This window comes from Streptomyces sp. P17 (assembly GCF_032436805.1).
Lineage (GTDB): Bacteria > Actinomycetota > Actinomycetes > Streptomycetales > Streptomycetaceae > Streptomyces.
The window spans coordinates 39,053-63,945 of the sequence record NZ_JAVRBF010000019.1 but is presented as its reverse complement, the minus strand read 5'-3'; the positions used below and the strand labels follow the sequence as shown (position 1 = coordinate 63,945).

Sequence of the window (24,893 nt, the reverse complement as noted above, 5' to 3'; positions counted from 1 at the left end):
CGGCTCATGCCGCCCTGTATCGGGCCGTCCGCTCACGCATCGCTCACGCGCTGCTGGCTGCTGAGCAGTGCGTGGGTCAGATCTGGCCGAGGTCGATCTCCACGGGGAAGGGAGCCGCTACCTTGAGGACGCCGGTGAACACGTCTCCGTCCCGGTAGGTCTTCGTCGCGGGGTCGAGAACATAGGTGTACACGAGAGGGACACCTGTCACGGCCTGCTCGATCCGCCAGTAGAAGGCAATGCCTGCCTTGGCGTACTGGTCGACCTTCACGATCCGGTCGGTGGTCTCCGAGCCTGGCGACACCACCTCCGCGACCAGCAGCACATGCTCAGGGCGGGTGGGAGTGATGTCGATCGTGTCCGCGCGGTACACGACGACGTCCGGGCGGCGATTGGTGAGCGGGACGTCCTGAAGCCGGACGTCGAAGTCGGTGTCGGCGTTCCACTCCGGGCCCGCGGCGGCATCCAGGGCGTTCGCCAGAATCCGAGCGAGCCGGTTGTGCCGCTTGGACGCGCTCGGACTCACGACGACCATCCCGTCCACGATCTCGATGCCGGCGCACTGCTCCTCGGACCAGGAGTCGTACTCCTCCGCCGTGATCTGCTCATGCATCCACGCCGGGGCCACCATCTCGGCCGTCATGAAGCACCTCCCGGACACTGTGCTGCGGGCCCGACCCCGCTGGATTCAGCGTACTGTCAGCCGTCCTTCCGGCACGCCGATCTCGCTCACGCTCCCTCCCGTCGGCCGACATCCGACCAGCAGGCCCACGACAAGGGGGAAACCGGCGCGGTGGACTCGTCGACAGAGGATCGGAACACGGCCGGCGGCACCACTGGCCTGACGGCCACACCGGTGAGCGCTGAACCACCCGACGACGTGACCGTCGCGAGACCCTCGGCCGCAGAGCAGCATGGTTGTGGCGAAGCTGCTTCTGGAGGAAGCGCGGGTCAGGAAGCCGGACCGTCGAGGTCGAGGCGGATCACGGCGAGCGCCTCGGCGATCTCGACGGTCAACTCGTCCTCCGGGCCGAACACCATGCACATGTCCTGGTGGAGAGGTTCGAGGACCTGCCGCGCCTCGGCGGTCCGGCCCTGGGCGAGCAGCAGCATCCCGATGTTGTGCCGCAGCTCCACGGCTTCCTCGCTCACGTCGCTGTCGACGGCCCGCACGACGTTCAGCACACCCTGGAGCGCGGCCAGCGCGTCGGTGACCTGGCCGAGCTCGGCGCGGCACCGGGCCGCCTGGGCGCGGCAGGCGCGGGCCTGCTCGCCGGTCGGCCCGGCGATACGGGCGTAGGCGTCGGCGAGGGCGTCGAACTCGGGCAGGGCGGCCCGGTAGTCGCCGCCGAGGAGGCGGATCGCCGCCCGCTGGCGGCGCAGCGCCAGGACCTGCTTGCTCTCGGAGCCGAGGGCGAGGGCGGCGGGTTCGATGACCTCGCCGAGCACCTCGGCGGCCTGCGCGAACCGCTCCTCCTCCAGCAGGGCGTCGGAATGCGCGTACGCCTCCTTGATGTCCTCGCGCAGCCGGGCGGGGACGGGCGCCGGCGGGGCCCCCGGGAGGACGGCCGTCGGCGCCGGACCGCCGGGTGCCGGGGCCTGGGCGCGGGCGCGGGGCGCGAAGGGGTGACGGAACACGTCCGTGGGGTCGGGCGCGCCCGCTGGCCCCGTATCCGCCGTGCGGGGCTCCCGGCCTGGCGGCGGGAGGAACGGCAGCAGCCGCGCGTACACCTCCTGCGTGTCGGCGGGCCGCGCCTCGGGGGCCTTGCGCAGCAGGTGCAGGACCAGCTCCTCCAGCGCCTCGGGGACGTCGGGCCGCAGCTGTCGCAGCGGGGTGGGGGCGGCGTTGACGTGCTGGTACATCAGCAGGTACTCGCTCTCCGCCTCGAACACGAGCCGCCCGCTGAGGAGTTCGTGCAGCACACAGCCGAGCGCGTACAGGTCGGTCTGCGGGGTGATGCGTCCGCCGCGGACCTGCTCGGGCGACATGTACTGGTGGGTGCCGATGGGGCTGCCGGTGGCGGTCAGCTTGGTGACATCGGTCCGCAGCATCGCCGCGATGCCGAAGTCGAGGACCTTCACGGTGCCGTCGCGTGCGACGAGGATGTTGCCCGGCTTGAGGTCCCGGTGGATCACCGGCACGTCGTGCGCGTACGACAGTACGGTCGCGACCTGCGCGGCGACGGCGGCGGCCCAGCTGACCGGCAGCGGCCGGCCGGGGTCGAGGTAGGCGGACAGCGGCACGCCGTCGACGAGCTCCATCACCAGGAACAGCCGCTCGTACGACGCGTCGAGCACCGCGTCGTACACCTGCGGCACACCGGGGTGCTGGATGCGCGCGGTGATGCGGGCCTCGCGACGGAAGCGCTTGGCGAACTCCTCGGCCAGCTGCGGGGAGGTGACCGACGCCTGCCGGATGAGCTTCACGGCGACGGGCCGGTCGAGCACGGCGTCGTAGCCGCGCCACACGTCGCCCATGCCGCCGTGGCTCAGCTCCTCCAGGAGTTCGTAACGGTCGGAGATCGCCTCCTGCGGCACCTTGCCCCCGGTGTGCGTGATGAACAGTCACGGTCAGGGGTCAAGTGTGACCGCTGCGTCAGGATGCCGTCCAGGGTTCGCCGTGCGCCATGGACATGGGCCCGGCGGTGGACGACGGGCAGGAGGGTGCGGCGGCCGGCCGGCATCCCGCCGACCGGACCGTCTGAGCCGTACCTTCACCACCGCCGTTGGGCCCAGTCGCGCGGGCGGCTGGGCCCTCACGTCTTGCACGGTCAGCCGAGACAGAAAAACGCCCCCTCTCCGAAGAGCCGGGGGCCGCCTGCTGGGGTCAGATCCAGGTGACCTGGAGGACGTAGCCGCGCTCAAACCGGGGGACGATCAGGAAGACGAACATGCCTCCGAGGACATCCACGGTTTCGCTCTTCGGCCCCATGCCTTCGTACCTCGTGCCGTCGAGGTAGAGAGCTTCAGCGGCGCGGATCAGCTCGTCGGCTTTCTTCTCGACCTCGGCGATGAAGGCCGGCGGAGCTCCGCCGGCCACGTACTCCTCGCTAGGGTCGTACTCCCATCTCCAGGTCACTCGGACACCGCCTTGTACGCGGCGCGGATGATGTCGCCGGAGATCCTTACGTAGCGGCGGCTTTCTTCAAGAGTCTCGGCGGCGTTGGCCATGTACTCGGCGCGGCGCAGCTCACGCGCCGCCTCGGGAAACCGCTCGATTTCGATGTTGGCGGCCCACGCGATCATGAAGAGCTGGAGGGGCTTGATGCTGCTCTGCTCGATGGCGGCGGCGACGGCCTTGCGCTGATCGGCGTCCATTTCCGGCAGTCGCTCCGGCGCGATGGCGGCAAGGGCGGCCCGGAGGGCCTCGGGGGTCCGCGCGGGGCGTGGGATCAGCTCTGTGTCGTGGCCGGGCTGTGTGCTCACGATGTCCTCCAAGGGATGCCCCGGCCAGCATATCCAGCCGGGGCACACGCATCAGATGTCGTCGTCCAGACCCTCCTCGCGGCGGATCATCCGCCAGGCCGCCGTAGGGGACGATCTGCGCGAGGAAGCCGTACTTCCTGACGTAGTCGTTGAGGTCGGCGCGGAAGGCCCTCCGCCGTCTCCTGGCCGTCCTCGTCCTCGCTTTCGAGCAGCGCGGTGGAGCGGGCGACGGCGGGGGAGAGCAGAGGGCACCACCGGCCCTGCGGCCGACTTGCCGCTACGCCGTCACTCCTTGTCCGCCGCCATGATGCCGACGCATTCTTCGAGCGCGGCGTGCAACGGCGTTACGAAGGCGGCGAGTTCGGCGTCCGACGCCTTCCCCACCTCCAGCACTGCGCCGACGACCGTCACCAGGACGGCGGCGGCCTTCAGCGCGTGCGCGTCGGCCAGCTCCTCAAGACGGCCGCCGGGGTGCGTGACCGCCAGGGCCTCCTTGCCGGTGGCCGGGTCGAGGCCGAGACTGCGCAGACGCGGCGTACTCGTGCTCATGCGGCGGCCTCCCACGGAACCGGAACGTAGTCCTGCCCCAGCGTCGCCAGGACCGCCGCCCGGCGCCGCTCGCGCTGGAGGCGGCGCCGGTCATGTTCGTCCCGCTCGCGTTCCCATTCGACGACGTACGGCCGGACCAGGGGCATGCCGTCGGCGGTGATGACGTCCGCCGGGTGCGGACACGTGATCACGGGCGGGGGTTCCGGAGCGGGCGGACAGGAGATGGGGGGCAGTGACGGCGGCGCTGCGGCGCGATGGGCACCACGGGCGGGCAGGAACAGGGCCAGAATCGCGGCCAGTAGGCTGCGCATAGGTCGACTCCCAATCAGTCGGCTGAGGCCCCGGTAGGGAAGTAGCCGCTTCCCGTCGGGGCCGCTCTGTGTTGCGAACTACGGTAGCGCGGATAACCGCAGATAACCACGGATGCGCGGAATGCCGTGGTCACCCACGCTGATGCCATGGAGCTTGACCGCACACGCCCCCTGTGGCGGCAGATCGCAGCAGAGATCATCCGGCGCATCGAGAACGGCACTTATCCGCCGGGAAGCCGCGTGCCCTCCACTCTGGAAATCGCCCAGGAGTTCGGCGTAGTGAATGCGACGGCGGCGAAGGCGATGCGACATGTGCGGGAGCAGGGGTGGACGCGGGGCGAGGTCGGGCTGGGGACTTTCGTCGCCGACCCCCTGCCGCCGTCCTCCGAAACCCCCGCCCCCTCCGCATAGCCGAAGCCGCGTCTCCCTCAAGCCAGGGCGTACGCATCAGACGTCGTCGTCCAGCCCCTCCTCGCGGCGGATCATCCGCCAGGCCGCCTTGCGGGCGCTGCGGTCCAGGCTGGACTTGAAGCCTTTGTCGGGGCCGAAGTACTGGCGGCCCATGCCCGCGATGGTGTCGATGTGGTCGGCCATCTTGTCCGCGAAGACGTTGTCGAAGACGAGGCCGAAGTTCTCCTCGTCGTTGACGACTGCCGCCGCCCGCACCTTCGGGTCGGCCTTGGCCTCCTCGAACGGGCGGATGACGTCCTGCTCGGTGAACTCGGTGCCGAACCGTTCGTTGAACTTCTCGATCAACTCGGAGAGCAGCGACTTCTCCGCCTCCTTCGCGCCGCCTGAGCCGTCGCCGAAGCCCGGCATCGTCGCCGGCCCCTCGGGGGTGAGGGAGACGTCGTACTCGCCGGTCTTCTCCACCCGCAGATGACTGAGGTCGACCTCGCCTATGTCCACGCCGCCGTCCGCGCGGCGCGGCAGCCGGTTGAGGAGGTAGCGGCCGTAGAGGTGCAGCCGTTCCAGCTCGGCGTCCCGGTAGGGGACGATCTGCGCGAGGAAGCCGTACTTCCTGACGTAGTCGTTGAGGTCGGCGCGGAAGCCCTCCGCCGTCTCCTGGTCGTCCTCGTCCTCGCTTTCGAGCAGAGCGGTGAAGCGGGCGACGGCGGGGGAGAGCAGCCGGTACAACTCGGCGTGCAGCTTCTCCCACTTGGACTGTGAGCCCGCAGCCTTCTCCTTGGCGGCGAAGTACGCGGCGGCGAACTCGTCCATCTCCTGCCCGGACAGCATCGCCGCCTGCATGACCCGGCTCTGCGCGGTGTAGAGCAGGTTGGGGTCGGAGGGGAGGGTGTTCGCCTCCTCGAAGTACGGGCGGAAGGACTCCTGTATGTCCTCGGCGTCGTTGACGAAGTCGAGGACCGCCAGGTCCGCCTGCGTCTTGCGCTCGGCGGTGCGGTTCAGCCGGGACAGGGTCTGGACGGCGGAGATGCCGGTCAGCGTCTTGTTGACGTACATCGTCGTGAGGAGCGGCTGGTCGAAGCCGGTCTGGTACTTCTCCGCCACGACCAGGATCTTGTACTCGCGCTGGCCCGGACCACCGGCTCGGGCGGCCTTGTCGTCGGCACGCGTGTACGCGAACGCCTTCGGCAGCGCGCTCTCCGACAGCCCGCCGTTCTCCTTCGGCTCGGTGGTCTCCTCGCCGTCGATGGTGAGTGATCCGGAGAAGGCGACGAGGACGCCGAGGTCGGGGTACTTGGCGTCGTAGTCCCGGTCCTTGATGTAGCTCTTGATGGCGCGCGCCATCTGTACGGCGGACTGCCGCGACGCCGTCACCACCATCGACTTGGCCCGCCCGCCGAGACGGCCCCTGCTGTGCGCCACGAAGTGCTCCACGATCACCTGGGCGTGCTGGGCGACCGTCGAGTCATGGGTCAGCGCGTACCGGGCGAGCAGGCTGTTCGCCTTCGACGGGTCGACCTCCCGCTCGTCGGGGTTCTGGTTCACCAGCTTCCAGTACGTGTTGTATGTGACGTAGTTGCGCAGCGGGTCGAGGATGAAGCCCTCCTCGATCGCCTGGCGCATGGAGTACGTGTGGAAGGGCCGGTAAGCCGCCTTGCCGTCGATGTCCTGGAGCGTGCCGAAGAGTTCGAGGGTCTTGGCCTTCGGTGTTGCGGTGAACGCGAAGTACGAGAGGTTCGCGGCGCGGGAACGCTGCTCGGCCCGCTTCTTGAGCTGCTCGTCGAGGGTGGCGGCCTCGGCCTTGACCGTGGTCGCGCCCGCGTCGTCCGAGTCGGAGTCCAGGCCGAGGTCGCGCAGAGCGGCCCGTACGTCCTTGGCAGCGTCGCCGGACTGCGAGGAGTGCGCCTCGTCCACGATGATCGCGAAGTGGCTGCCCCGGATCTCGGTGGGGTTGCGCTCGATGTAGGAGATCAGCGCAGGGAACGAGTGCAGGGTGACGGTGACGATCTTCCCGGTGTCGCGGGCGAGGGCCTTGGCGAGCTGCTCGCCCTTCGCCCCGTGCTTCTCGTCGATCTTCACGACGAGGCCTGCGGTCTGCTCGAAGTTGCCCACCGTTTCCCGGAGTTGGGCGTCCAGGTTGCGGCGGTCGGTGATGACGATGACCTTGTCGAAGACCGGCACGCCCGGCTTGAGGCCCTTGGCGATGGCCTCGGGGTCGAGTTCGCGCGGGTCGGTGGGGGTGTGCAGGTCGCTGAGGCGGTGGGCGAGCCAGCCAATGGTGTTCGACTTGCCCGAGCCGGCCGAGGCCATGACCAGGTAGTCGTGGCCCGCGCCGTGCGTGGCGGCGTGCGCGGTGAGCTTCTTGACCGCGTCCCACTGCTGGAACCGGGGGAAGACCATCGTCTTGGTGCTGCCACCGCCGGGCGTCTTGGTTTTCTGCAGGTGCACGAACCTCTGGAGCAGGTCCAGCCAGTTGTCCGGCTGCCAGACCTGCTCCCAGAGGTAGGAGGTCGCGTACGTGCCGTAGGCGGTGGGGGCCGGGTTGCCTGCTCCGCCCGGCTGGCCGGGGCCGTTGGAGCCGGTGTTGAACGGGAGGAAGCGGGTGTTCTTGCCCTTGAGCTGGGTGGCGACGAAGACCAGGTCCGGGTCGACGGCGAAGTTCGCGACGACGCGACGCGTGAAGATCAGCTCGGTGGGGTCGCGGTCGGTGCGGTACTGCTCCTTGGCCTGCTCCACGCCCTGTTTGGTCAGCGGGTTCTTCAACTCGGCCGTGGCGACGGGGATTCCGTTGAGGAAGAGGGCGAGGTCGAGCCGGTTGCCATAGTCGGCCTGCTTGGTCGCGTACTCGAGTTCGCGGACGACGGTGAGGCGGTTGGCCCGGTAGCCGTCGAGCACGGAGTCGTGGGCGACGAGGTTCGGCTTGAAGTAGGCGACGCGGATGCGCGTGCCGAGGACTCTTACGCCGTTGCGGAGGACGTCTAGGAGCCCATTGGTGGCGATGGCCTGGTCGAGGCGCTTGGCGAACCCACGCTGAGCCTCGTTCGGATCACTGCCGTACTGATGGGTGACGAGGTCGTCCCACTCATCGGGCTGGGTCGCCCCGATGAAGGTGAACAACTCGTTGGTGTCCAGAGCGAGATCGGCCCGGTAGTCCTGCGGCCGCGCCTCGCGCCAGCCACGCTCGACCATGGCGGCAACGATGGCGTCTCCGAAGGCGGACTCCGTGTGGATGGGACTCATGGCTACGCGCTCACTCCGTCTGTTACGTTGCGGCCGCTGGCGGTGGAGACGTCGAACTGGCCGGTTACGGCGGCGGTGATGAGGGACTGGCGGCGTTCGGCGAGCAGACTGAGCTGGCGAGCGACGGCGGTACGGAGTCGGCCCGTGCCCTGCATGCCGCTTCGGATCTCCTGCACCAAAACGTCCTGCTGCGTTTGCGTAGCCATCGGCACGGGCCAGGTTTTGATGTCTTCGCCACGGAGTTTCACCATGGACTGGGAGGATCCCCGCGCCACAGATTCAATCAACGTACGTACACGACCGCTCAGTGCAACCTGTGCCACGAAGTCCGCGTTCATCTCAGGTACAAGGCCAACGCGATAGATCAAGTCAGGAAGCAGCAGCTTCTGGTGATCGCCTTCGATAACTGCAACATCACCGACCAGGCTTGGTGTGTTGGCGCGCGTTACCAGAAGGTCACCTCGCCTCACCTGATAGGCGGAAATCGCCTCAGTTTCCTCTGGCAGTCGCTTGTTTTCGGAGGCAATGAAGTGCCCGCCCTTGACGGCGCTGAGCTTCAAGACCCCCCACTCGTCATCGCCTTGCCGAGGAACGGCCTCGCACTGCGGGCTTGTCCCCTGCTCAATCCGCGTAGTGAATCGACGCAGCGGGACCTCGCCAACTGTCTTAGCCAACTCATTGACCAGGTTGTCACGCAGAGCGTCATCACGCTCATCGAGTCTCGCCCTCAAGGTCACCTGCAGGCCCACCAGTTGGTCGATGCGGGCAGTCTCAGCGTCGAGGAAGTCGGCGATTCGGCGCTGCTCTGCCAGCGGGGCTACGGCGACGTTGAGGTGTGTGATGTCTTCAGGGGCGACTCGCTGGTGACTTCGCGTGACGGACTGGACGCGCGCATCCAACTCCTGGCGAACGAAGTCGGATTGCAGCAGGTAGGCGAGGTAACGTGAATTCAGAGCGTCACCCGCACGCAATCCGACGAATTCTGTCGATGACACGATCGGCAGGGTCGATGCCGCCACTGATACCACACGGCTCTTGCGCGGGTTCAGCTTGCTGATCAGCACTTCGCCGCCGCTGAGGCGAAACTTTGCGGATTTGATGGACTCCGAATCTTCGATCTGCCCGGTGCCTGTCGCGTCCACCGACGGAATGCTGTAGTGGACGACCTCATCACCAAGGTCGGTCGGTTCCATGACTTTTCGCTCTACTGTGGCCAGAGACCACAGCGGAAGCGTCCTCCAAAGAGACGTCATTCCGTCACCTCACCCAACAGCGCCTGAATCTCCGCCTCCAGCGACTTCAACTCCGCGTCAATCTCCGCCAACGGCCTCGGCGGCTTGTACACGTAGAAGTGCCGCGTGAACGGGATCTCGTACCCGATCTTCGTCTTCGTGTGGTCGATCCACGCGTCCGGCACGTGCGGCAGCACCTCCCGCTTGAGGTACTCCTCGACATCCTCGCCGAGCGGAACGTTCTCGTAGTCCCGCAGGTCCGTATCCGGCTCCGCCGCACCCTTGACCCTCTGCACCTCGCCCTCCGGGTCCCGTACCCCCACCGCCTCCCGTACCGCCTTCGCGAACGGCGCCCCCGACGGCCACGTAAGCCCGGCCGCGACCACCGCGTCCTTGAGCGCGATGAACGCGTCGGACTTGGTCGCCCAGGACGAGCCGAGCAGCGTACGGACCGCCGCGACGAACTCCTCACTCCGCTCCAGCTTCGCCACCGGCTTGGCCTCCGCCAGCGCCGCCAACGTCTCCTCCGTGACCTCAAACCGCAGCTTCAACGGCCGCTCCACGGTGATGCGCTGGTAGCCGAAGTCCTCGTTGGCGAAGACCTTGACCTTGCCGTGCAGCGGGTGCTCCCCGTCGCCCGCGACCTGCAGCGCCTCCGCGTACAGCCGCGTGATGTCGCCGATGTGGTCGGGGCGGCCGTTCGTCCCGTCGCCGAGCTCCTTGCGCTTGTCGCCCAGCGACTTGCGCATCTTCACCCGCTGGTCGCGCGCGTCCAGCAGGACGACCTTGCCTTTGTGGTCCTTGTCCTTACGGTTCGTCAGGATCCAGAAGTACGTGGAGATGCCGGTGTTGTAGAAGAGCTGGTCCGGGAGGGCGACGATCGCCTCCAGCCAGTCGTTCTCCAGGATCCAGCGGCGGATGTTGGACTCGCCCGACTCGGCCGCGCCCGTGAACAGCGGGGAGCCGTTGAAGACGATGGCGATGCGGGAGCCGCCCCCGCCGTTCACGTCCACCGGCTTCATCTTCGAGATCATGTGCTGGAGGAACAGCAGCGAGCCGTCATTGATGCGCGGCAGGCCCGCGCCGAAGCGGCCGGCGTCGCCGAGCGACTTGTGCTCGTACTCGACCTCCTCCTTGACCTTTTTCCACTCCACGCCGAACGGCGGGTTGGCGAGGAGGTAGTCGAACCTGCGGCGGGCGTGGCCGTCGTCGGAGAAGGAGTTGCCGAAGCGGATGTTCTCCGGGTCCTGGCCCTTGATCATGAGGTCGGACCGGCAGATCGCCCAGGACTCGGGGTTGAGTTCCTGCCCGTAGACCTCGACCGTCGCGTCCGGGTTGAGGGCCTTGATGCGGTCGTCGGCGGCGCTGAGCATGCCGCCCGTGCCGCAGGCCGGGTCCATGACCGTGCGGACGACACCTGGCACGGTGAGGGCGTCCGCGTCGGGCGCGACCAGCAGGCTGACCATCAGCTTGATGACCTCGCGCGGGGTGAAGTGCTCACCCGCGGTCTCGTTCGACTGCTCGGCGAACCGGCGGATCAACTCCTCGAAGATGTAACCCATGTTGTGGTTGGGCACGACGTCGGGGTGCAGGTCGAGATCGGTGAACCTGCCGATGACCTGGTAGAGCAGGTTCGCGCCGTCGAGCTTCCTGATCTGCTGGTTGAACTCGTACTTGTCGAGGACCTCGCGGGCGTTGTCGGAGAAGGCGCCGACGTAGATCTGCAGGTTCTTCGCCGCGTTCTGCGGGTCGGCCGCGATCTTCCGCAGCGTGAGGTCGCTCTTGTTGTAGAAGGAGTGGCCCGAGGCCCTGCGCAGGAAGTGGCCGGTGTCGATGTCCTGGCCCGCGAACCTGGCGACGGTCTCGACGACCTTGTCGCGCGTCGGCTCCAGGACGCACTCCAGGCGGCGCAGCACCGTGAACGGCAGGATGACCTTGCCGTAGTCGGACTGCTTGTAGTCGCCGCGCAGGAGATCGGCGACGGACCAGGCGTGGTTCGCCAACTCCGTGTGCTTGCTGCTGTTCAAGAGGTCCCGGCTTCCTTCCGAAGAGCGCCGTCCGGGCGGGGGACGGCAGGGATCAGTGTGGTCGTACGCGGTGGGACGCGTGGGGCGTTTCAGACAGAACGGCTGTCCGGGGTGCCCGACGCATCCGGGCTGCCCGGGGTGTCCGGTGGCAGGAGTACGCCGGCGGTGAGGCCGGTTGTCAGGGTGGCCGCGGTGTCGGCGGCGAGGTCGGCGGTTCGGCGGACGGCCGCGCGCAGTTCGTACACGCGGCGGAACGCCTCCCCGTAGCGCCGCTGTGCCTCCAGCGGCAGCAGCGGTACGCGCAGGCGGCCCGGTGTGACGTGCACGAGGGTGGAGCCGGTGGACGCGGAGGCGATGTTGTCGTCGGCGCCGAGGAACCCGGCCAGGAACCACGCGTCGAGGCGGGCCGGGTCGGGGCGCAGGAGGTGGATGTGCTGTCCGAGCAGGGCTCCGGCGTCCCGGTCGTCCGCGACCCGGGTCATCGCGGACTCGTTGCCGCCGCCCCCGACGGCGCGTACCAGGACGTCCCCGGCGGCGACGGGCTGCGCGGCGTCGGCGTGGAAGTCGACGGTCCCGCCGGACGGGGGGTTTCCGGTGGAGACGTCCTGGGCGGTGAGGACCGGCCGGTCCACGGTGGGGGCGGCGGAGCCCTTGGAGCCGCGGGTGCCGGGCGGCGCCGCCCGCAGCACGGTCAGGGCGCCGCCGCGCGCCAGGTCGGAGACGGTCGCCGTACGCCACTCGCGGGCCGAGGCTCCGGACGGCTGCCAGCCGCCGGACGCGGAGGCGGATGCCAGGGCGGCGACCTGCTCGGCCAGTTGGTCGTGCAGGTCGTGGACGCGCCGGGCCAGGGCCGCGGGGTCGATGTCGGCCGCGGTCGCCCGGACATGACGGGCCGGGGTGACGTCGACGACGTCGTCGAGGAGGTCGACGAGCGGCACCGCGCGGGCGACGCCGGGCTCGTCGGCGTAGGTGTCGGGGGCGGTGGTGAACGCGGCCCACTGGCCGAGGACCCGCTCCGACAGCCCCGCCCAGTCGAAGGTGGCGGCGGAGGCCGAAGAGGTGGGGGCGGAGGCCGCGGAGGCGGAAGGGCCGGACCGGCGGGAGCGCGAGCCGCCGCGGGAGCCGGCACCCGCCGTCGCCGTACCGGTGGCGGTCGGCGTGCCCGTGGCGCCGTCCCGCTGCTCGCCCTCCCCGTCGACGAACAGCACCGTCGTACGGTCCGTGCCGCCCGGCTCGGGGCGTTGGAACACCCAGATCTGCAGGCCGATGTGGAGTGGATACGCGGCCCGCGCCGGGAGGGAGACGACGGCGCGCAGGGCCCCGCCGCGGATTAGTTCCGCGCGGACGCGGCGGCCGGAGGAGCGGAAGGCGAGCGCGGGAGGCAGCAGCATGACGGCGTGGCCGCCGGGCTCCAGGTGCGCGAGGGCGTGCTGCACCCACGCCAGTTCGGACTCGAAGCGCGGCGGGACCCCGTACGCCCACCTCGGGTCGTAGGCCAGCTCGTCGTGACCCCAGTCGCGGTCGGCGAACGGCGGGTTGCACAGGACGGCGTCCACGGTGACGTCGGGGAAGGCGTCGGCGCGCAGGCTGTCGCCGACGCGGATCGCCGTCTCGGCCTCGGGTGCGGCGATCAGCAGCCGGACCGCGGTGCGTTGGCCCTGGACGGGGAGAGAGTCCTGCCCGAACAGCTCCCGCGCGCCCTGCCGTGCGGCGGCGGCGAGGAGCGTGCCGCTGCCGCAGGCGGGGTCGAGGACGCGGGACGCGCCCGCGGGCAGGAGTCGTGCCATGAGCCGGGCCAGACCCTCCGGGGTCTGGTAGACGCCGCTGGCGGCGCCCTCGTCCAGTTCGCGTTCGGCGAGGACGTCGAGAGCGGCCTGGGCCCCCGCCTCTCGGACGCAACCCAGCAGGGTGCGGACCGCGCCCGCGTCGTCCGGGCCGTAGCGGACCGGCTCGGCTTCCGGCACGGCGGCCGGTAGCTCTTCCGCGGTCTTGTCCGCCTGGGCGATCAGCTGGTCGTCGGGCAGGGCGGCGAGTTCGGCCAGTTCCTCCGGCGTACGGCGGGACGCGGCAGCCACCAGCGGGAACAGTCGCGCGGCCACCCCGGAGCCGGGCCCCAGCAGCCGTAGCGCCGTACGCAGTTCCTCGGTCGGCGAGGCGGTGGAGGTGTACCCGCGTCCCCGCAGCCATGCCTGGACGGCCGGCAGGTCGTAGAGCGGGCTGGTTTCCGTGCCCGCGCTGGGTGCCGGGAAGTCGTCGTGGCGGCGGCGCCAGTTGCTGACGGTGGCGCGCGTGACCCCCGCGATGCGGGAGATCTCGGCGGCTGTCACGTGTGCGGAGGGCGCCGGTCGGGCTGGTGGCTGCTGGGGCATGGCGTGGAGTTCCGCACCTCTCGGGCCTGTCGGGTAGGGACGGTTAACACGTTACAACAGCCGTCAAGTTCGTCAAGTTGTTTGACGGTGCTTTCATGGCTGTGCTTATCTGGTCACGCTTCCGAGTGGAAGCATGCGCCGTGACTCCGCAACCGCACCGTGAAGCGTCCTGGCGCCGTACCGCGCCACGCGTCCGATCTCTCCCGGTCCCTTTTCGTCGCAACGCCGTACCTCGGGGCCGTCCACTCCGCGTCCATTCCGCACCGCAGTCGCCACCCACCGCACACACGGGAGGAACCCGCATGACCGTGACGGAACAGCCCCGGCAGAACGCACACCACCCCACCGACCCCGCCCGTCCGGCCCCGTCCGACCAGCCCGTGCCCGTGGCCGGTCTGGTGGAGGCCCGCCTGGCGGAGGAGGCGCTCACCGAGCCCGTCAAGGTGCTCCTGAAGGAGGCCCTGGGCGACGGAGAGCCCCGGGGGACGTCCACCGTCGGCCGGATCTACCTCGAGTCCGTCGCCGTCGCCCGGTTCCGTGGCATCGGACCGCGCGCCTGGCTCAAGCTCAGCCCCAGACCCGGTGTGAACCTGGTCGTGGGTCGCAACGGCTCCGGCAAGTCCAGCATCGCCGAGGGCATCGAGACAGCCTTCACCGGCGTGAACATGCGCTGGCAGGGGCAGCACGCGCTGCGCAGCAGCAACTGGCGCAACCTCCACGACACCGACGGCAGGCCGGAGATCGAGGTCAAGCTCGCCATCGAGGGCGACACCGGCCGCAGCACCCTCACCCGCACCTGGGAGGGCGACGACTTCGACGCCTCCCGGGCCGAGCTCAGGCGCCCCGGACACGGCCGCGCCCCCCTCGACCACGCGGACTGGACGCAGGCCCTGCGGGACTTCCGGCCCTTCCTGTCGTACGTCGATCTCGACCGCATGATCAGTGGCAAGCCCTCCGAGATGTACGACGCCATCGCCACCATCCTCGGCCTGGGGCAGCTCAGCGCCGCCGACGGCCGGCTCCGCCAGGAGGCCAAGGCGCTCGAAGACGCGGACAAGGCGGCGAAGGCGGAGCTGCCGGGCCTCAAGGAGGCGCTGTACGAGTTGGAGGACGACGAGCGCGCGGTCCAGGCACTCGTCGCCGTCGACACGGCGGGAACCCCCGACCTCGCGACCGTCGAAGCCCTGGTCGCCGGTCTGCCCACCGACACGGACGATGGCCTGCTCGCCCGGCTGCGCGCCGAGGCCGACGTGCAGGGACCCGACATGGCGCAGGTCCACGCGGCCCTGGACCGCCTGCGCAATGCCCTCGCCGATGCCGAGGACCTGCGCGGCACCGGCACCGAGGACGCCCTGCGGCGTGCGGAACTCCTCGAACGGGCTGTGGCGCACCACGACCGTCACCCTGATGTTGCCTCCTGCCCCGTGTGCGGGACCGACGGGATGCTGGACGCGGCATGGGCTGCGCACGCCATCGCCCAGATCGCCGCACTGCGGCAGGAGGCGGAGGCAGCAGCGGGCGCGCGCAGCGAACTCCGGTCGGCCGCGCGGGCCGTGCAGGACCTCGTCCACACGCCCCGACAGATCCCCACAGCCCTGGCCGACCCGTGGCGCGCCTGGACCGCCTGCCGGACGATCAGTGATCCCGGCGAGCTCGCCCAGCGCGCCCACGAGGCCGCCGCGCCCCTGGCCGATGCCTGCGCCGCGGTCAAGGAGAACGCCGTCAGGGAACTGGAGAAGCGGGACGAACGCTGGCGCGGGCTCGTCACCCGCCTGGCGGGCTGGGCGGAGAGGGCCCGTGCCGTGGAGGCGAACAAGCCCCGGCTGCGGGACATCAGGAAGGCGAGCACCTGGATCAAGGCGCTGGCCGCCGAGTTGCGGGAACAGCGCATGGAAGGCTTCGCCGACCAGTCGCAGCGCATCTGGGAGCGGCTCCGCCAGGAGAGCGACATCGATCTCAAGGCCGTGAGCCTGAAGGGCAGCGAGAAGGCCACCGTCCGCAAGCTCGTCATGGATGTCACCGTCGACGGCCAGGAGGCCTCGGCTCTCAGCGTCATGAGCCAGGGCGAGCAGCACTCCCTCGCGTTGTCCCTGTTCCTGCCTCGGGCCGCCACCGCCGACAGCCCGTTCGGCTTCATCGTCATCGATGACCCCGTGCAGTCCATGGACCCCGCCAAGGTCAACGGACTCGCCCAGGTCCTGCACGAGCTCGGCGAGCACCGGCAGGTCGTCGTGTTCACCCACGACACCCGGCTCCAGCGGGCGTTCACCAGCCAGGATCTGCCCGTGACGGTGTTCGAGGTCGAGCGGGCCAAGTCGTCCAAGGTGAAGGTCAAGCCGGTGACCGACCCGGTACGGCAGGCGCTCGACGACGCGCGGGCCCTCGCCAGTACCAGTGACCTGCCGTCGGCGGCACGGACCCACGTGCTGCCCAGCCTGTGCCGTATCGCCCTGGAGAACGCCTTCCTCGAAGCCGCCTGGATCCGGCATCACCGCTCCGGCGCGCCCGAGGACGAGCTGCAGGCCGCCGTCGGCGGCGCCGACAAGCTCATGAAGGTCGCGGCACTGGCCCTGTTCGGCGACGCCGGCCGGACCGGCGACGTCTACCGGGAACTGCGCACCCTTTGCGGACCGCGTGCGGTGGACCTCCTCAAGGAGTGCCAGAACGGCTCCCACGCCATGGGAGCGCAGATCACCGACCCCCACCGCTTCGTGGACGACATCGAGATCATGGCGCAGAAGGTGCGCAAGCCGGGGGTGACCGCGTGATGAGCACTCCCACCACCTCGGTCGAGGAGCTCCTGCTGACGGCAGATCAGCTGCTTGCCGCCCGTACGGGCGCCACGGCCGCCGGCCGGCACCGCGGAGCCTCCCTCGCTCTGCGGACCGCCCTGGAGCTCTCCATCGACCGCGTGCTCGACGCCGCGGTGCCAGGGCTCGCCGACACCACGATGCGGGCCAAGATGCTGTGCCTCCACTGCTACACCGCGGCGGAGACCGCTCGCCGCACCAACGCCGTCTGGTCGCACCTCTGCCTGGGATGCCACTACCACCAGTACGAGATCGGCCCCACCCACGACCAGGTTCGCGCCTGGCGGACGGAGGTCGGCGAGCTGGTCGGGACGTTGACCATCTGACTGTTTGTTACCAGCAGGTCTCTGATGGTTATTTCGACGGGGCCGGGCGTATGCCCGTCGCAGCGTCCTCCGGGGTGCTGCAAGGGGAGGGGACATGGACATGGGCACCACCACGCGCAACGAGATCATCGCCGTCGAGCAGAAGGCGGTGGACCGCGCCTACGACTGCTATGCCGCGCGGCTGGCCGAAATGGCCGGGGGGTCGGTCGCCTCGGCCTCCGCGAGTGGCAAGGACAGCGTCGCCAACCGTCTCGCGGCCGAGGAACGGGCCGCGGCGTACGGAGGTCTCGGCAACGCTTCGCTGGTCATCAGCCGCGTGGACGTGCAGGACGGCCCAGGTGGGGAGCCCGATACCTGGTACGTCGGCCGGCGTGCCGTTTCCGACGTGCAGACCCGCGATACCGTCGTCGTGGAGTGGACCAACGAGCTTGCCAAGAAGTGGCTCGACGCGCTGCCGGACGCTCCGGGGGAGGTGCTCCTTCGGCGGCGGCTGCACTGCAGGCAGCGCGTCGTCGAAGGTTATGCCGACGACATCTCCGTCACCGTCCCCGCGCCGCGGCCGACCGCGGACGACGCCGATCCGCAGTCCGCGGCGGCAGACTCCACCACCGACACACAGCGGCCTGACAAGGCGCGGCGGCCCGTCCTCACGCCCGCCGACGTCGCCCGTCTCCATCACCAAGGGCCGCTGCAGCCCGACGACTTCCTTCTCCGCGAACTTCAGCGCTCGCGCAGCGGCAGCATGCGGGACATCGTCGAGACCATCCGCCGCGACCAGATGGCCCTGGTCACCGGTTCGCCCTCCGACATCCTCGTAATCCAGGGCGGCCCGGGTACCGGCAAGTCGGCGGTCGGTCTGCACCGCGTGACCTGGCTCGTCAACAACGGGCACTTCAAAGCCCAGGATGTCCTCGTCGTCGGCCCCCATCAGCGGTTCCTGGAGTACGTGAGCCAGGTGCTGCCCACGCTCGGCACCCGGAACGTCAACGCCGTGCAGGTAGCGCGCCTGTGGGACGGCGAGATCCTCGGCACCGACACCCCCACGGCGCGGATGGTGAAGTCCGATGAACGCATGGCGGCCGTCCTGCGGCGGCGCGTTGAGATCGAGTGCCGTCCCGAGGCCGTCGACGAGTTCACCACCACTGCTTCTTACGAGGGGGCCAAGCCGGAGCTCACCGTCACCGTCGGCGGCACGACCCTGCGCGTCCCGCGCTCCGAAATGCTTTCGCTCCTCGAAGACGTGCGCCAAGGTGATGGCTCCTACCGTGAGCGCCGTGACCGCTTCCGCGGGCTGCTCGTCGACCGCCTGCTGCGGGAACTCGTCGCCGTCGCCCCTCGCCGCAGCCACGACGACACGATCCGCCGCGACCTGGAACGCAACCGTCAGGTCGAGCGCCTCATCGAACGTGTCTGGCCTTCGCCCGGCGCCAGGGAAGCCCTCCGCACCCTCTACGACTCCGAAGACCTCCTGCGCACCTGCGCCGAGGGCATTCTCGACGCCTCAGAGCAGGCCGCTGTGCGCCGTCCTCGGGCCGACACGGCCGACGCCGATCCCTGGACGCTCGACGACCGGGTCTGCCTCGAAGAACTGCGGTATCTCATCACCGGGGAGACCCCACAGCGGTACGGGCACATCGTCGTCGACGAGGCACAGGACCTGACACCCATGCAGGCCCGCTCCCTGCGCCGGCGCTCCGCCGCGCAGGGCTCCATGACCATCCTCGGCGACCTCGCCCAGGCCACCGGCCCCCACACGCACACCGACTGGGACCGCCTCGGCACCCTCCTGTCCGACCACGGCGACTGGCGCGTGGCCGAGCTGAACACCAGCTACCGCGTGCCCGCCGAAATCATGGAGTTCGTCGCCCCCCTGGCCCGTACCGTCGCCCCCCTGGCCCGTACCGTCGCCCCCCTGGCCCGTACCGTCGCCCCCACGCTGCCGTACCCGCAGGCCGTGCGTGCGGCGGGAGAGGACGCCGTAGGGACGGTCGCGACCGAGCCGTGGAAACTCCTCGGCGACACCGTGGCCCAAGCCACCCGCCTCATCGGCACCAGCGACGGACACACCCTGCGCTCCGTGGCGGTCATCGTCCCCGACGACTCCGGCTGGCTCGACGAGATCAGCCGCCAGCTGGACCTGGCCGAGGGCATCACCGAGCAGGGACGCGAGGCGGTGTCCGTGCTGGCCGCCGCCCAGGCCAAGGGCATGGAGTACGACCACGTCCTCGTCGTCGAACCCGCCACCATCGCCGACCGGGGCCCGGCCGGACTGCGCCAGCTGTACGTCGCGCTCACCCGCAGCACCCAGAGCCTGACCGTCCTGCACACATCTCCGCTCCCGGAGGCCCTCACGAACACCGACGGCAGCAGTACCGAACCAGCACCTGCCGATGGCGAACCAGGCATGGCAGACGCTGACGTCCCCGACATCGGTACGGACGTCCGAGTCCGCGTGACCGGCCGGGCACCCGGTGGCCGGTACAGGGTCAAGGCCCTGTCTCCCGCGATCGACGTCCCTCTGGTCCTGACCGTCCGCCACGGCTCGGTGCCCCCGCGTCCCGGCGCGGTACTGGACTGTTGGGTGTTCGCTCACGAGACGAACCACTGCCTGCTCACCGCGGACCAGCGTGGCCGCCAGCCCATTTCCCCCACCATGGCGGATCGCTATGTGGCGGCGCTCGGCGTTTTCGACGACCTGACCAACGGTGACGGAACCATTCCGGAGAACGCCCGTGATCGTCTGTCCGAGCTCAAGGGCATGGCCAACCGCGTCCTCCGCCGTGACCAGGCGGACTGGGTGGACGTGCGTCGTGTGCTCGGGTCCCCGGACAAGCATCGCCTCAGCCTCCTGCGCGACCTGGCGGCGCACACCAACCGCATGCTCAAGGACGGCGACCTGGACCTGAACCGCCTCCAGTCGGACCTGGCACGCGCCGACTGGGCTCAGGCCCTGAACGCGGCCCGAGAGGCGCTCCAGCACCGCCGGGCCGCCCCGGGCGAACCGGAAACCGAGAGTGCGCCCGCCTCCGTCCAACAGCCGTCCGAGCAGAAGGAAGCAGAGCCCGTGACCTCCGAAGGCATGCCCGCCACGCCGGCGCCCGCCACGCCCGCCAAGGGACTTCTGCACTCGCTGGAGACCACGGCGGCCGCCGACCGCACGTGCAAGAGGCACGAGTCGGTGCGCCATGCTCTCAAGGCGGCTCTGCTCTGGGCGGACCTGCAGCCGACCGACTCCCCGGTCATCGATGTCAGCCGCACCGCGGAAGACGGCCACTTCCTCTACGAGGTACTCGGTGCCGGCCGCTCCACCTACGCCGACCTCCGCTCGGGAGCCACCCGCCTCCTGGAGATCAACCACACCCTGCCCGCTCCTGCCGACCGCCTCTACCTGGTGCTCTCCGAACCGCCCGCCGAGGACTGGTCGGCCGACACCGTGCTCGGTGTCTTCGGGGTTCAGGTCCTGTGGCGCACCCTCGACAGTTGGGGCGGCCATGACGCGGAAACCGCCCTGGGCTCCGGAGAGGCCTAACCACTTTCGACAGAAGCGCGGTTCTTCCGTGCGCGCTCGTGCGCTCCTTGGGTGCCTGAAGCGGAGCCAGAGCCTGATGGCCCGGAGAAGCCCGGGCCGGAGTCCGTGCCGGATGATGCTCATCCGCTGGAGAGACTTCGGAGGATCAACTCTCCGTCCGCTCACGCAAACGGCCCCGGACGAGGGGTCCGAGGCCGAACAGGAGCCCTCCCTGGGGGAGGAACCCCAGTTCAGAGCGGTAACGCATGGTGCCCCCGGCAGGATTCGAACCTGCGACACCGGCTTTAGGAGAGCCGTGCTCTATCCCCTGAGCTACGAAGGCGGAGGTGGACCCCGTAGGGCCACAGGCGTCAGGGTACCGGATCCAGTCGACCCCGGGTCAGGTGATCGGGACGTGGGTGAAGCGGGAGGCGGCCTTGAGGTCTGTTTCGATGGCCTTCGCTGTGGATGCGAGGGCCGGGAGGATGGTGTGCTCGCAGTCCGAGTGGGTGTGGCGGGCCGCGTGCATGGCGACGCCCGCCGCGGCCACCCGGGCGCCTGTGCGGGCGTCCCGGATCGGGACCGCCAGCGTGCGCAGGCCCTTCTCCCGTTCCTCGTCCAGTAGGGCGTGGTCCTGGTCGGGGGACAGCAGGACCTGCCCCAGTGCCGTTTCCGGTGCCGGGGCTCGGGTGCCCGGGGGGATCGTCACGCTCATGACGCGGTGGGCCGTGGCTTCCGCCGTATAGAGGATCTCCTTGCCGTCCGGGGTCAGGGTTGCCAGTGAGGCCGACTCCTGGATGCGGGCTGTGAGGTCCCTCAGGTGGGGGGTGGCCAGGCGGGGGAGCGTCGTCCGGGACAGTGGGGGGAAGCCCAGGGACAGGACCCTGGGGGTCAGGGCGTAGGTGCGTTCGTCCGGGCGGGTCACCAGGCACAGGTGCTCGTAGGTGATCAGTGCTCGGCGCGCCGTCGCCCTGGCCAGGCCCGTCGCCTGGGCCACCTCCGTCAGCGTCAGGCGCGCCCTGCCCTCGCCGAACGCCGTCAGCACCGTCAGGCCCCGGGCCAGCGACTCCACGAACTCCCGGCCCAGTTCCTGCTTCGACCCGCCCGTCCAGGCCGCCAGGGCGGAGGGGGCCGGTTCCGTGGTGGGCGCCCTTCTCAGCTCCCGTTCCATCGTCGCCACCGCCCGCCTCAGCCTCGGCAGCAGCGCCTGACGCAAGTCCTGCGCCGTGTGGCGGCTCGTGTGGCTCACCACGCTGGCCACGCAGGCGATCCGGTGCGTGCCGGGATCCCGTACCGGAACCGACAGCGCGACCAGGCCCGGCTCGATCAACTGGTCGTCCAGCGCCCAGCCGTCCTCCCGTGCCCGCGCCACCCGCGACCCGAACTCCTCTTCCCCATAAGGCCGTTCCCTCGGCGGTACGGCCGAGAAGGCGCTGTCCTGCGGGTCCCGCGCCCTGCGGTCGCGCCACGAACGCCACTCCTCCTGCGTCCATTCCAGGGCGAACAGCGGGCCGGGGGCGGTGCGTTCGGCCGGGAGCAGGTCGCCGATGCGGAAGCTGAGGGACATCACGCGGCGGCGGGTGGCCTGGTGGATGAAGCGGATGCCGTCGCCGTCGGGCACCGCCAGGGAGACCGACTCGTCCAGTTCGTCGGCGAGCGCGTCCGCGTGCCCGCGCAGCAGCGAGGGCAGGCGCAGGGCCGCCAGGTAGGCGTTGCCCAGTTCCATCAGGCGGGGGGTCAGGACCGCGTCCCGGCCGTCGAGACGGACGTACCCCATGCGGGCGAGGGTGGAGGTGATGCGGTCGACCGTCGAGCGGGCGAGGCCCGTGGCGCGCTCAAGGCCGCTCGCGCTCATCGTCCCGCCGGCCTCCGTCAGCTCCCGCAGCACGGCGACGCCCCGGATCAAGGGCGCGACCGCCTCAGGCGGAGGGACGGCGGCGGTGGTCTGTGCGGGCATCGGCTCTCCGGTACGGCGGTCTCGGCAGGCCCCACCGTAATCCCGCGCGCGAGCCCGTGGCCTCGCATCACCTGCGGGTCCGGGCAGGCCAACGCGTATTCCTGGGCGCGAGCCCCGCGTCATCCGCGGTCTGGCCGGCCCGTGGTCTCGCATCACCTGCGGGTCCGGGCAGGCCAACGCGTATTCCTGGGCGCGAGCCCCGCGTCATCCGCGGTCTGGGCGGGTAGGTCGGGCCATGGTCCCGTGGGCGAGCCCTCAGCCCTCGTCACCCGAGGGTCTGGTCAGCTCCCGCCGTAGTCCCGTGCACACGCCCTCAGCCCCAGCGTCACCGGCGGGTCTCCGCAGGCGGCCTCGCCCCAGACCCCCGCCCGAGCCCTCAGCCCCAGCGTCACCGGCGGGTCTCCGCAGGCGGCCCCGCCCCAGACCCCCGCCCGAGCCCTCAGCCCCAGCGTCACCGGCGGGTCTCCGCAGGCGGCCCCGCCCCAAAACCCCGCGTCACCCGCACCACATGATCCCCCGACAACTCCGCCGCCACCGAGATCCGGATGCCCCGCCGGGGATCCGTGAAGTCCTCCCCGGGCGTGAACGGCGCGTCCGAAAGTTCCGCGTGGACGTTCGGGCTCCGGGTGCATCCCCCGCTGTCCTGCTCGCTGTCGTACACCCGCACCGGCCCCTGCCCGGTGTCCACGTCCGCGTCGACCTTGTAGATCAGCACCCCCGGCCGGCACACCGTCTCGTCGTTGCCCTCGCGGGTGCGCAGTTCGACGGCGTAGCCGGTACGGCCGCCCAGGGGGACGAAGACCAGCTTCGGGCCGCCGCGGCGGGCCAGTGGGGTCAGCCGGTACTCCGTCGTTCCGGGGGCCGTCGCGCAGCTGATCTGGGCCGTGTCCAGCCAGCCCAGCTTCCATTTGTGCCAGCCGAGCAGGTCGTTGTTGGCGCCCCAGTCCTCGCTCATGATGTCCCAGTGGCCGACCGCGCCCCCGCCCTGCTGGGTGTAGAGGTCGGGCAGGCCGAAGACATGGCCGTTCTCGTGCGGCAGGACACGGTAGCCGGTGCGGTCGTAGGTGCCGGAGCCGTCGTCCTGGCGGGAGTAGACGAACGAGGCGTTGGCGACGGGGACGCCGTCGGCGACCGGGGCCTCCGTGTTGCCGGCGAAGGTGACCGAGAGGACCGTGTCCAGGGCCGAGGGCCCGGCGTTCGGCGTCATCAGGACGTTCAGGAAGTCGTAGCGGCGGAAGTCCACCTTCGGGTCGGCCACGGCCACGAGGTCCTGGACCAGCTCCCGGTAGCCGGGGTCGAAGGGGGCGCCGCGTTCTATGCCGTACTCCTCGAACGGCTTCGGCATCCGCAGCCAGCCGGGGACCGGGGTCTCGGCGCGGTAGTCGAGGCGGCCGTAGGAGCTGGTGCGGAACCAGTCCCGGGTCTGCGGGAAGAACTCGCGGAAGCGGTCCCGGGCGCGGCCCTGGCCGCGGGCGTCGGAGAAGTCGACCATCAGGGTCAGGGCGCGGACCGTGCCGGTGGAGCGGGAGTAGCCGCCAAGGGTGGGCACGCCCTCCGACATCTGCACCGTGGGGCTGCCGGTGATCATGCAGGGGCCGGGCGCGGAGGTGCGGGCCGGCGCGATCGGTCCGGCCTTCGCCGTCGTACCGCCCGCCGAGAGCTGTCCGGTGCCGGCCGAGGTGCTGACCGCGAAGGTCAGCGCGGTCACGGAGGCGAGGGCGGCGAGGCGGCGGGGGCGTATCCGACGGCTGGACGGCTGCATGCAGGGGCCCTTCGTCGCGGCAGCCGCCGGTCCGGCTGCACCCTTGCGATCACCCTCGGCCGAGGGGAGCGCGGGCGCGCGCTGGAGGAGCCCGAACGTGGCACAGCGAAACCTGTGACTCAGGTCACGGGAAATCTCTTCGAGGGCGGGAAATAACCGGGGATCGTTTCCCCGTTTAGACCTGTGTCCGCGCGAAACGGGGAGACCTTCCCCGGATCGCACTCAGCACTCTTCGAGGAGTACGCCGTGCAGACCGCTATCCCCGTACCGCGCAAGGTGACCCGGCCGCGCGCCGACGCCCTGCGCAACCGGGAGCGGATCGTCACCGCCGCCCGGGAGATGTTCGTCGAGCACGGTCCTGACGTACCGCTCGACGAGATCGCCCGCCGGGCCGGCGTCGGCAACGCCACGGTGTACCGCAACTTCCCGGACCGCGACGCGCTCGTCCGCGAGGTCGTGTGTTCCGTCATGGACCGTACGGTGGCCGCGGCCGAGACCGCGCTCGCCGAGAACGGCGACGCCTTCGAGGCCCTGGAGCGCTTTGTGCACACCTCCGCCGATGAGCGGATCAGCGCCCTGTGCCCGATGATCTCCAGCACCTTCGACCAGAACCACCCGGATCTGGAGGCCGCGCGCGAGCGCAGTGAGCAGGTCATCGAGGCGGTCATGGAGCGTGCCCGGGCGGCCGGACAGCTCCGTACGGACGTCGGTGTCGGCGACCTCATGGTCGCCGTGGCCCAGCTCAGCCGGCCCCCGGCCGGTGCCGGCTGCATGAGCGTCGACCGCTTCGTCCACCGTCATCTTCAGCTCTTCCTGGACGGACTGCGGGCCCCGGCCCGCTCCGCCCTGCCCGGCACGGCCGTGACCCTGGAGGACCTGCGCCAAGCCGATTAGTCCAGCGCCCGACGCCAGTCCCTGTTCGCACACCTCTTTCTCGTTTCGCGTTTTTCCGTTCCGTTTTCCGTCAC

Annotated in this window: 17 protein-coding genes and 1 tRNA gene; 5 read left to right on the top strand and 13 right to left on the bottom strand. The window is 70.2% G+C overall.

All coding sequences use genetic code 11. From position 1 onward, the window contains the following. Nucleotides 1-76: 76 nt before the first annotated feature. The 6 genes from RMT89_RS14785 to RMT89_RS14760 all read right to left on the bottom strand — a co-directional run bounded on the left by RMT89_RS14785 (nt 77) and on the right by RMT89_RS14760 (nt 4,286). Nucleotides 77-643 carry a Uma2 family endonuclease gene (locus RMT89_RS14785; protein ID WP_315884208.1) on the bottom strand — a complete coding sequence of 189 codons (567 nt, stop codon included), beginning with the start codon at nt 641-643 and terminating at the stop codon, nt 77-79. A gap of 308 nt (nt 644-951) precedes the next feature. Beyond that, nucleotides 952-2,538, bottom strand: coding sequence for a serine/threonine-protein kinase (locus RMT89_RS14780; protein WP_315884207.1), 1,587 nt, complete (start codon nt 2,536-2,538; stop codon nt 952-954). Between the two features lie 289 nt (nt 2,539-2,827). Beyond that, entirely contained in the window at nt 2,828-3,079 is a 252-nt protein-coding gene (locus tag RMT89_RS14775; protein WP_315884206.1) for a hypothetical protein, read from the bottom strand. After that, nucleotides 3,076-3,426: a hypothetical protein gene (locus RMT89_RS14770; protein ID WP_315884205.1), complete on the bottom strand. Its 351-nt coding sequence runs from the start codon at nt 3,424-3,426 to the stop codon at nt 3,076-3,078. The genes RMT89_RS14775 and RMT89_RS14770 overlap by 4 nt, the downstream gene beginning before the upstream one ends. Nucleotides 3,427-3,711: 285 nt before the next feature. Continuing rightward, a complete protein-coding gene (locus RMT89_RS14765; RefSeq protein ID WP_315884204.1) occupies nt 3,712-3,975 on the bottom strand; it encodes a hypothetical protein in 264 nt (87 codons plus the stop codon). After that, a complete protein-coding gene (locus RMT89_RS14760) occupies nt 3,972-4,286 on the bottom strand; it encodes a hypothetical protein (protein ID WP_315884203.1) in 315 nt (104 codons plus the stop codon). Before RMT89_RS14760 ends, RMT89_RS14765 begins: the two co-directional genes overlap by 4 nt. A gap of 147 nt (nt 4,287-4,433) precedes the next feature. On the opposite strand from RMT89_RS14760, the gene RMT89_RS14755 reads away from it, so the two are divergent. Beyond that, nucleotides 4,434-4,697: a winged helix-turn-helix domain-containing protein gene (locus RMT89_RS14755; protein ID WP_315884202.1), complete on the top strand. Its 264-nt coding sequence runs from the start codon at nt 4,434-4,436 to the stop codon at nt 4,695-4,697. Nucleotides 4,698-4,733: 36 nt separating this feature from the next. On the opposite strand, the gene RMT89_RS14750 is transcribed toward RMT89_RS14755, so the two are convergent. The 4 genes from RMT89_RS14750 to RMT89_RS14735 all read right to left on the bottom strand — a co-directional run bounded on the left by RMT89_RS14750 (nt 4,734) and on the right by RMT89_RS14735 (nt 13,520). Continuing rightward, nucleotides 4,734-7,934 (bottom strand): type I restriction endonuclease, encoded by a 3,201-nt coding sequence (locus tag RMT89_RS14750; RefSeq protein ID WP_315884201.1) that lies wholly within the window; start codon nt 7,932-7,934, stop codon nt 4,734-4,736. A 2-nt stretch (nt 7,935-7,936) separates the two neighbouring features. Further along, nucleotides 7,937-9,127: a hypothetical protein gene (locus tag RMT89_RS14745; protein WP_315884200.1), complete on the bottom strand. Its 1,191-nt coding sequence runs from the start codon at nt 9,125-9,127 to the stop codon at nt 7,937-7,939. Nucleotides 9,128-9,183: 56 nt separating this feature from the next. Further along, nucleotides 9,184-11,193 carry a class I SAM-dependent DNA methyltransferase gene (locus RMT89_RS14740; protein ID WP_315884199.1) on the bottom strand — a complete coding sequence of 670 codons (2,010 nt, stop codon included), beginning with the start codon at nt 11,191-11,193 and terminating at the stop codon, nt 9,184-9,186. Between the two features lie 89 nt (nt 11,194-11,282). After that, a complete protein-coding gene (locus RMT89_RS14735) occupies nt 11,283-13,520 on the bottom strand; it encodes an N-6 DNA methylase (protein WP_315884198.1) in 2,238 nt (745 codons plus the stop codon). A 344-nt stretch (nt 13,521-13,864) separates the two neighbouring features. On the opposite strand from RMT89_RS14735, the gene RMT89_RS14730 reads away from it, so the two are divergent. The 3 genes from RMT89_RS14730 to RMT89_RS14720 all read left to right on the top strand — a co-directional run bounded on the left by RMT89_RS14730 (nt 13,865) and on the right by RMT89_RS14720 (nt 20,227). Next, nucleotides 13,865-16,330, top strand: a complete 2,466-nt coding sequence (locus RMT89_RS14730) for an AAA family ATPase (RefSeq protein ID WP_315884197.1) — start codon at nt 13,865-13,867, stop codon at nt 16,328-16,330. Continuing rightward, nucleotides 16,330-16,698 carry a hypothetical protein gene (locus RMT89_RS14725; protein WP_269653452.1) on the top strand — a complete coding sequence of 123 codons (369 nt, stop codon included), beginning with the start codon at nt 16,330-16,332 and terminating at the stop codon, nt 16,696-16,698. Before RMT89_RS14730 ends, RMT89_RS14725 begins: the two co-directional genes overlap by 1 nt. 100 nt (nt 16,699-16,798) lie before the next feature. Further along, nucleotides 16,799-20,227, top strand: a complete 3,429-nt coding sequence (locus tag RMT89_RS14720; protein ID WP_315884196.1) for an AAA family ATPase — start codon at nt 16,799-16,801, stop codon at nt 20,225-20,227. Nucleotides 20,228-20,473: 246 nt separating this feature from the next. Here RMT89_RS14720 and RMT89_RS14715 read toward each other — a convergent pair. The 3 genes from RMT89_RS14715 to RMT89_RS14705 all read right to left on the bottom strand — a co-directional run bounded on the left by RMT89_RS14715 (nt 20,474) and on the right by RMT89_RS14705 (nt 23,925). Continuing rightward, nucleotides 20,474-20,549: transfer RNA gene (locus tag RMT89_RS14715), tRNA-Arg, on the bottom strand. 57 nt (nt 20,550-20,606) lie between these two features. Further along, nucleotides 20,607-22,163 (bottom strand): helix-turn-helix domain-containing protein, encoded by a 1,557-nt coding sequence (locus RMT89_RS14710; RefSeq protein WP_315884195.1) that lies wholly within the window; start codon nt 22,161-22,163, stop codon nt 20,607-20,609. Between the two features lie 451 nt (nt 22,164-22,614). Continuing rightward, the gene (locus RMT89_RS14705) at nt 22,615-23,925 is read right to left on the bottom strand and encodes a M6 family metalloprotease domain-containing protein (protein ID WP_315884194.1); all 1,311 of its coding nucleotides are present in this window, start codon (nt 23,923-23,925) and stop codon (nt 22,615-22,617) included. Nucleotides 23,926-24,171: 246 nt separating this feature from the next. Here RMT89_RS14705 and RMT89_RS14700 point away from each other — a divergent pair, with 246 nt between their 5' ends. Next, nucleotides 24,172-24,819, top strand: coding sequence for a helix-turn-helix domain-containing protein (locus RMT89_RS14700; protein ID WP_315884193.1), 648 nt, complete (start codon nt 24,172-24,174; stop codon nt 24,817-24,819). Nucleotides 24,820-24,893: the final 74 nt, after the last annotated feature.

Bases quoted from the DNA above. Each gene is read 5' to 3' on its own strand.
- RMT89_RS14785 (WP_315884208.1), bottom strand. From the start codon at position 643: ATGACGGCCGAGATGGTGGCCCCGGCGTGGATGCATGAGCAGATCACG.
- RMT89_RS14765 (WP_315884204.1), bottom strand. From the start codon at position 3,975: ATGAGCACGAGTACGCCGCGTCTGCGCAGTCTCGGCCTCGACCCGGCC.
- RMT89_RS14760 (WP_315884203.1), bottom strand. From the start codon at position 4,286: ATGCGCAGCCTACTGGCCGCGATTCTGGCCCTGTTCCTGCCCGCCCGT.
- RMT89_RS14755 (WP_315884202.1), top strand. From the start codon at position 4,434: ATGGAGCTTGACCGCACACGCCCCCTGTGGCGGCAGATCGCAGCAGAG.
- RMT89_RS14750 (WP_315884201.1), bottom strand. From the start codon at position 7,934: ATGAGTCCCATCCACACGGAGTCCGCCTTCGGAGACGCCATCGTTGCC.
- RMT89_RS14745 (WP_315884200.1), bottom strand. From the start codon at position 9,127: ATGGAACCGACCGACCTTGGTGATGAGGTCGTCCACTACAGCATTCCG.
- RMT89_RS14730 (WP_315884197.1), top strand. From the start codon at position 13,865: ATGACCGTGACGGAACAGCCCCGGCAGAACGCACACCACCCCACCGAC.
- RMT89_RS14725 (WP_269653452.1), top strand. From the start codon at position 16,330: ATGAGCACTCCCACCACCTCGGTCGAGGAGCTCCTGCTGACGGCAGAT.
- RMT89_RS14720 (WP_315884196.1), top strand. From the start codon at position 16,799: ATGGGCACCACCACGCGCAACGAGATCATCGCCGTCGAGCAGAAGGCG.
- RMT89_RS14710 (WP_315884195.1), bottom strand. From the start codon at position 22,163: ATGCCCGCACAGACCACCGCCGCCGTCCCTCCGCCTGAGGCGGTCGCG.
- RMT89_RS14705 (WP_315884194.1), bottom strand. From the start codon at position 23,925: ATGCAGCCGTCCAGCCGTCGGATACGCCCCCGCCGCCTCGCCGCCCTC.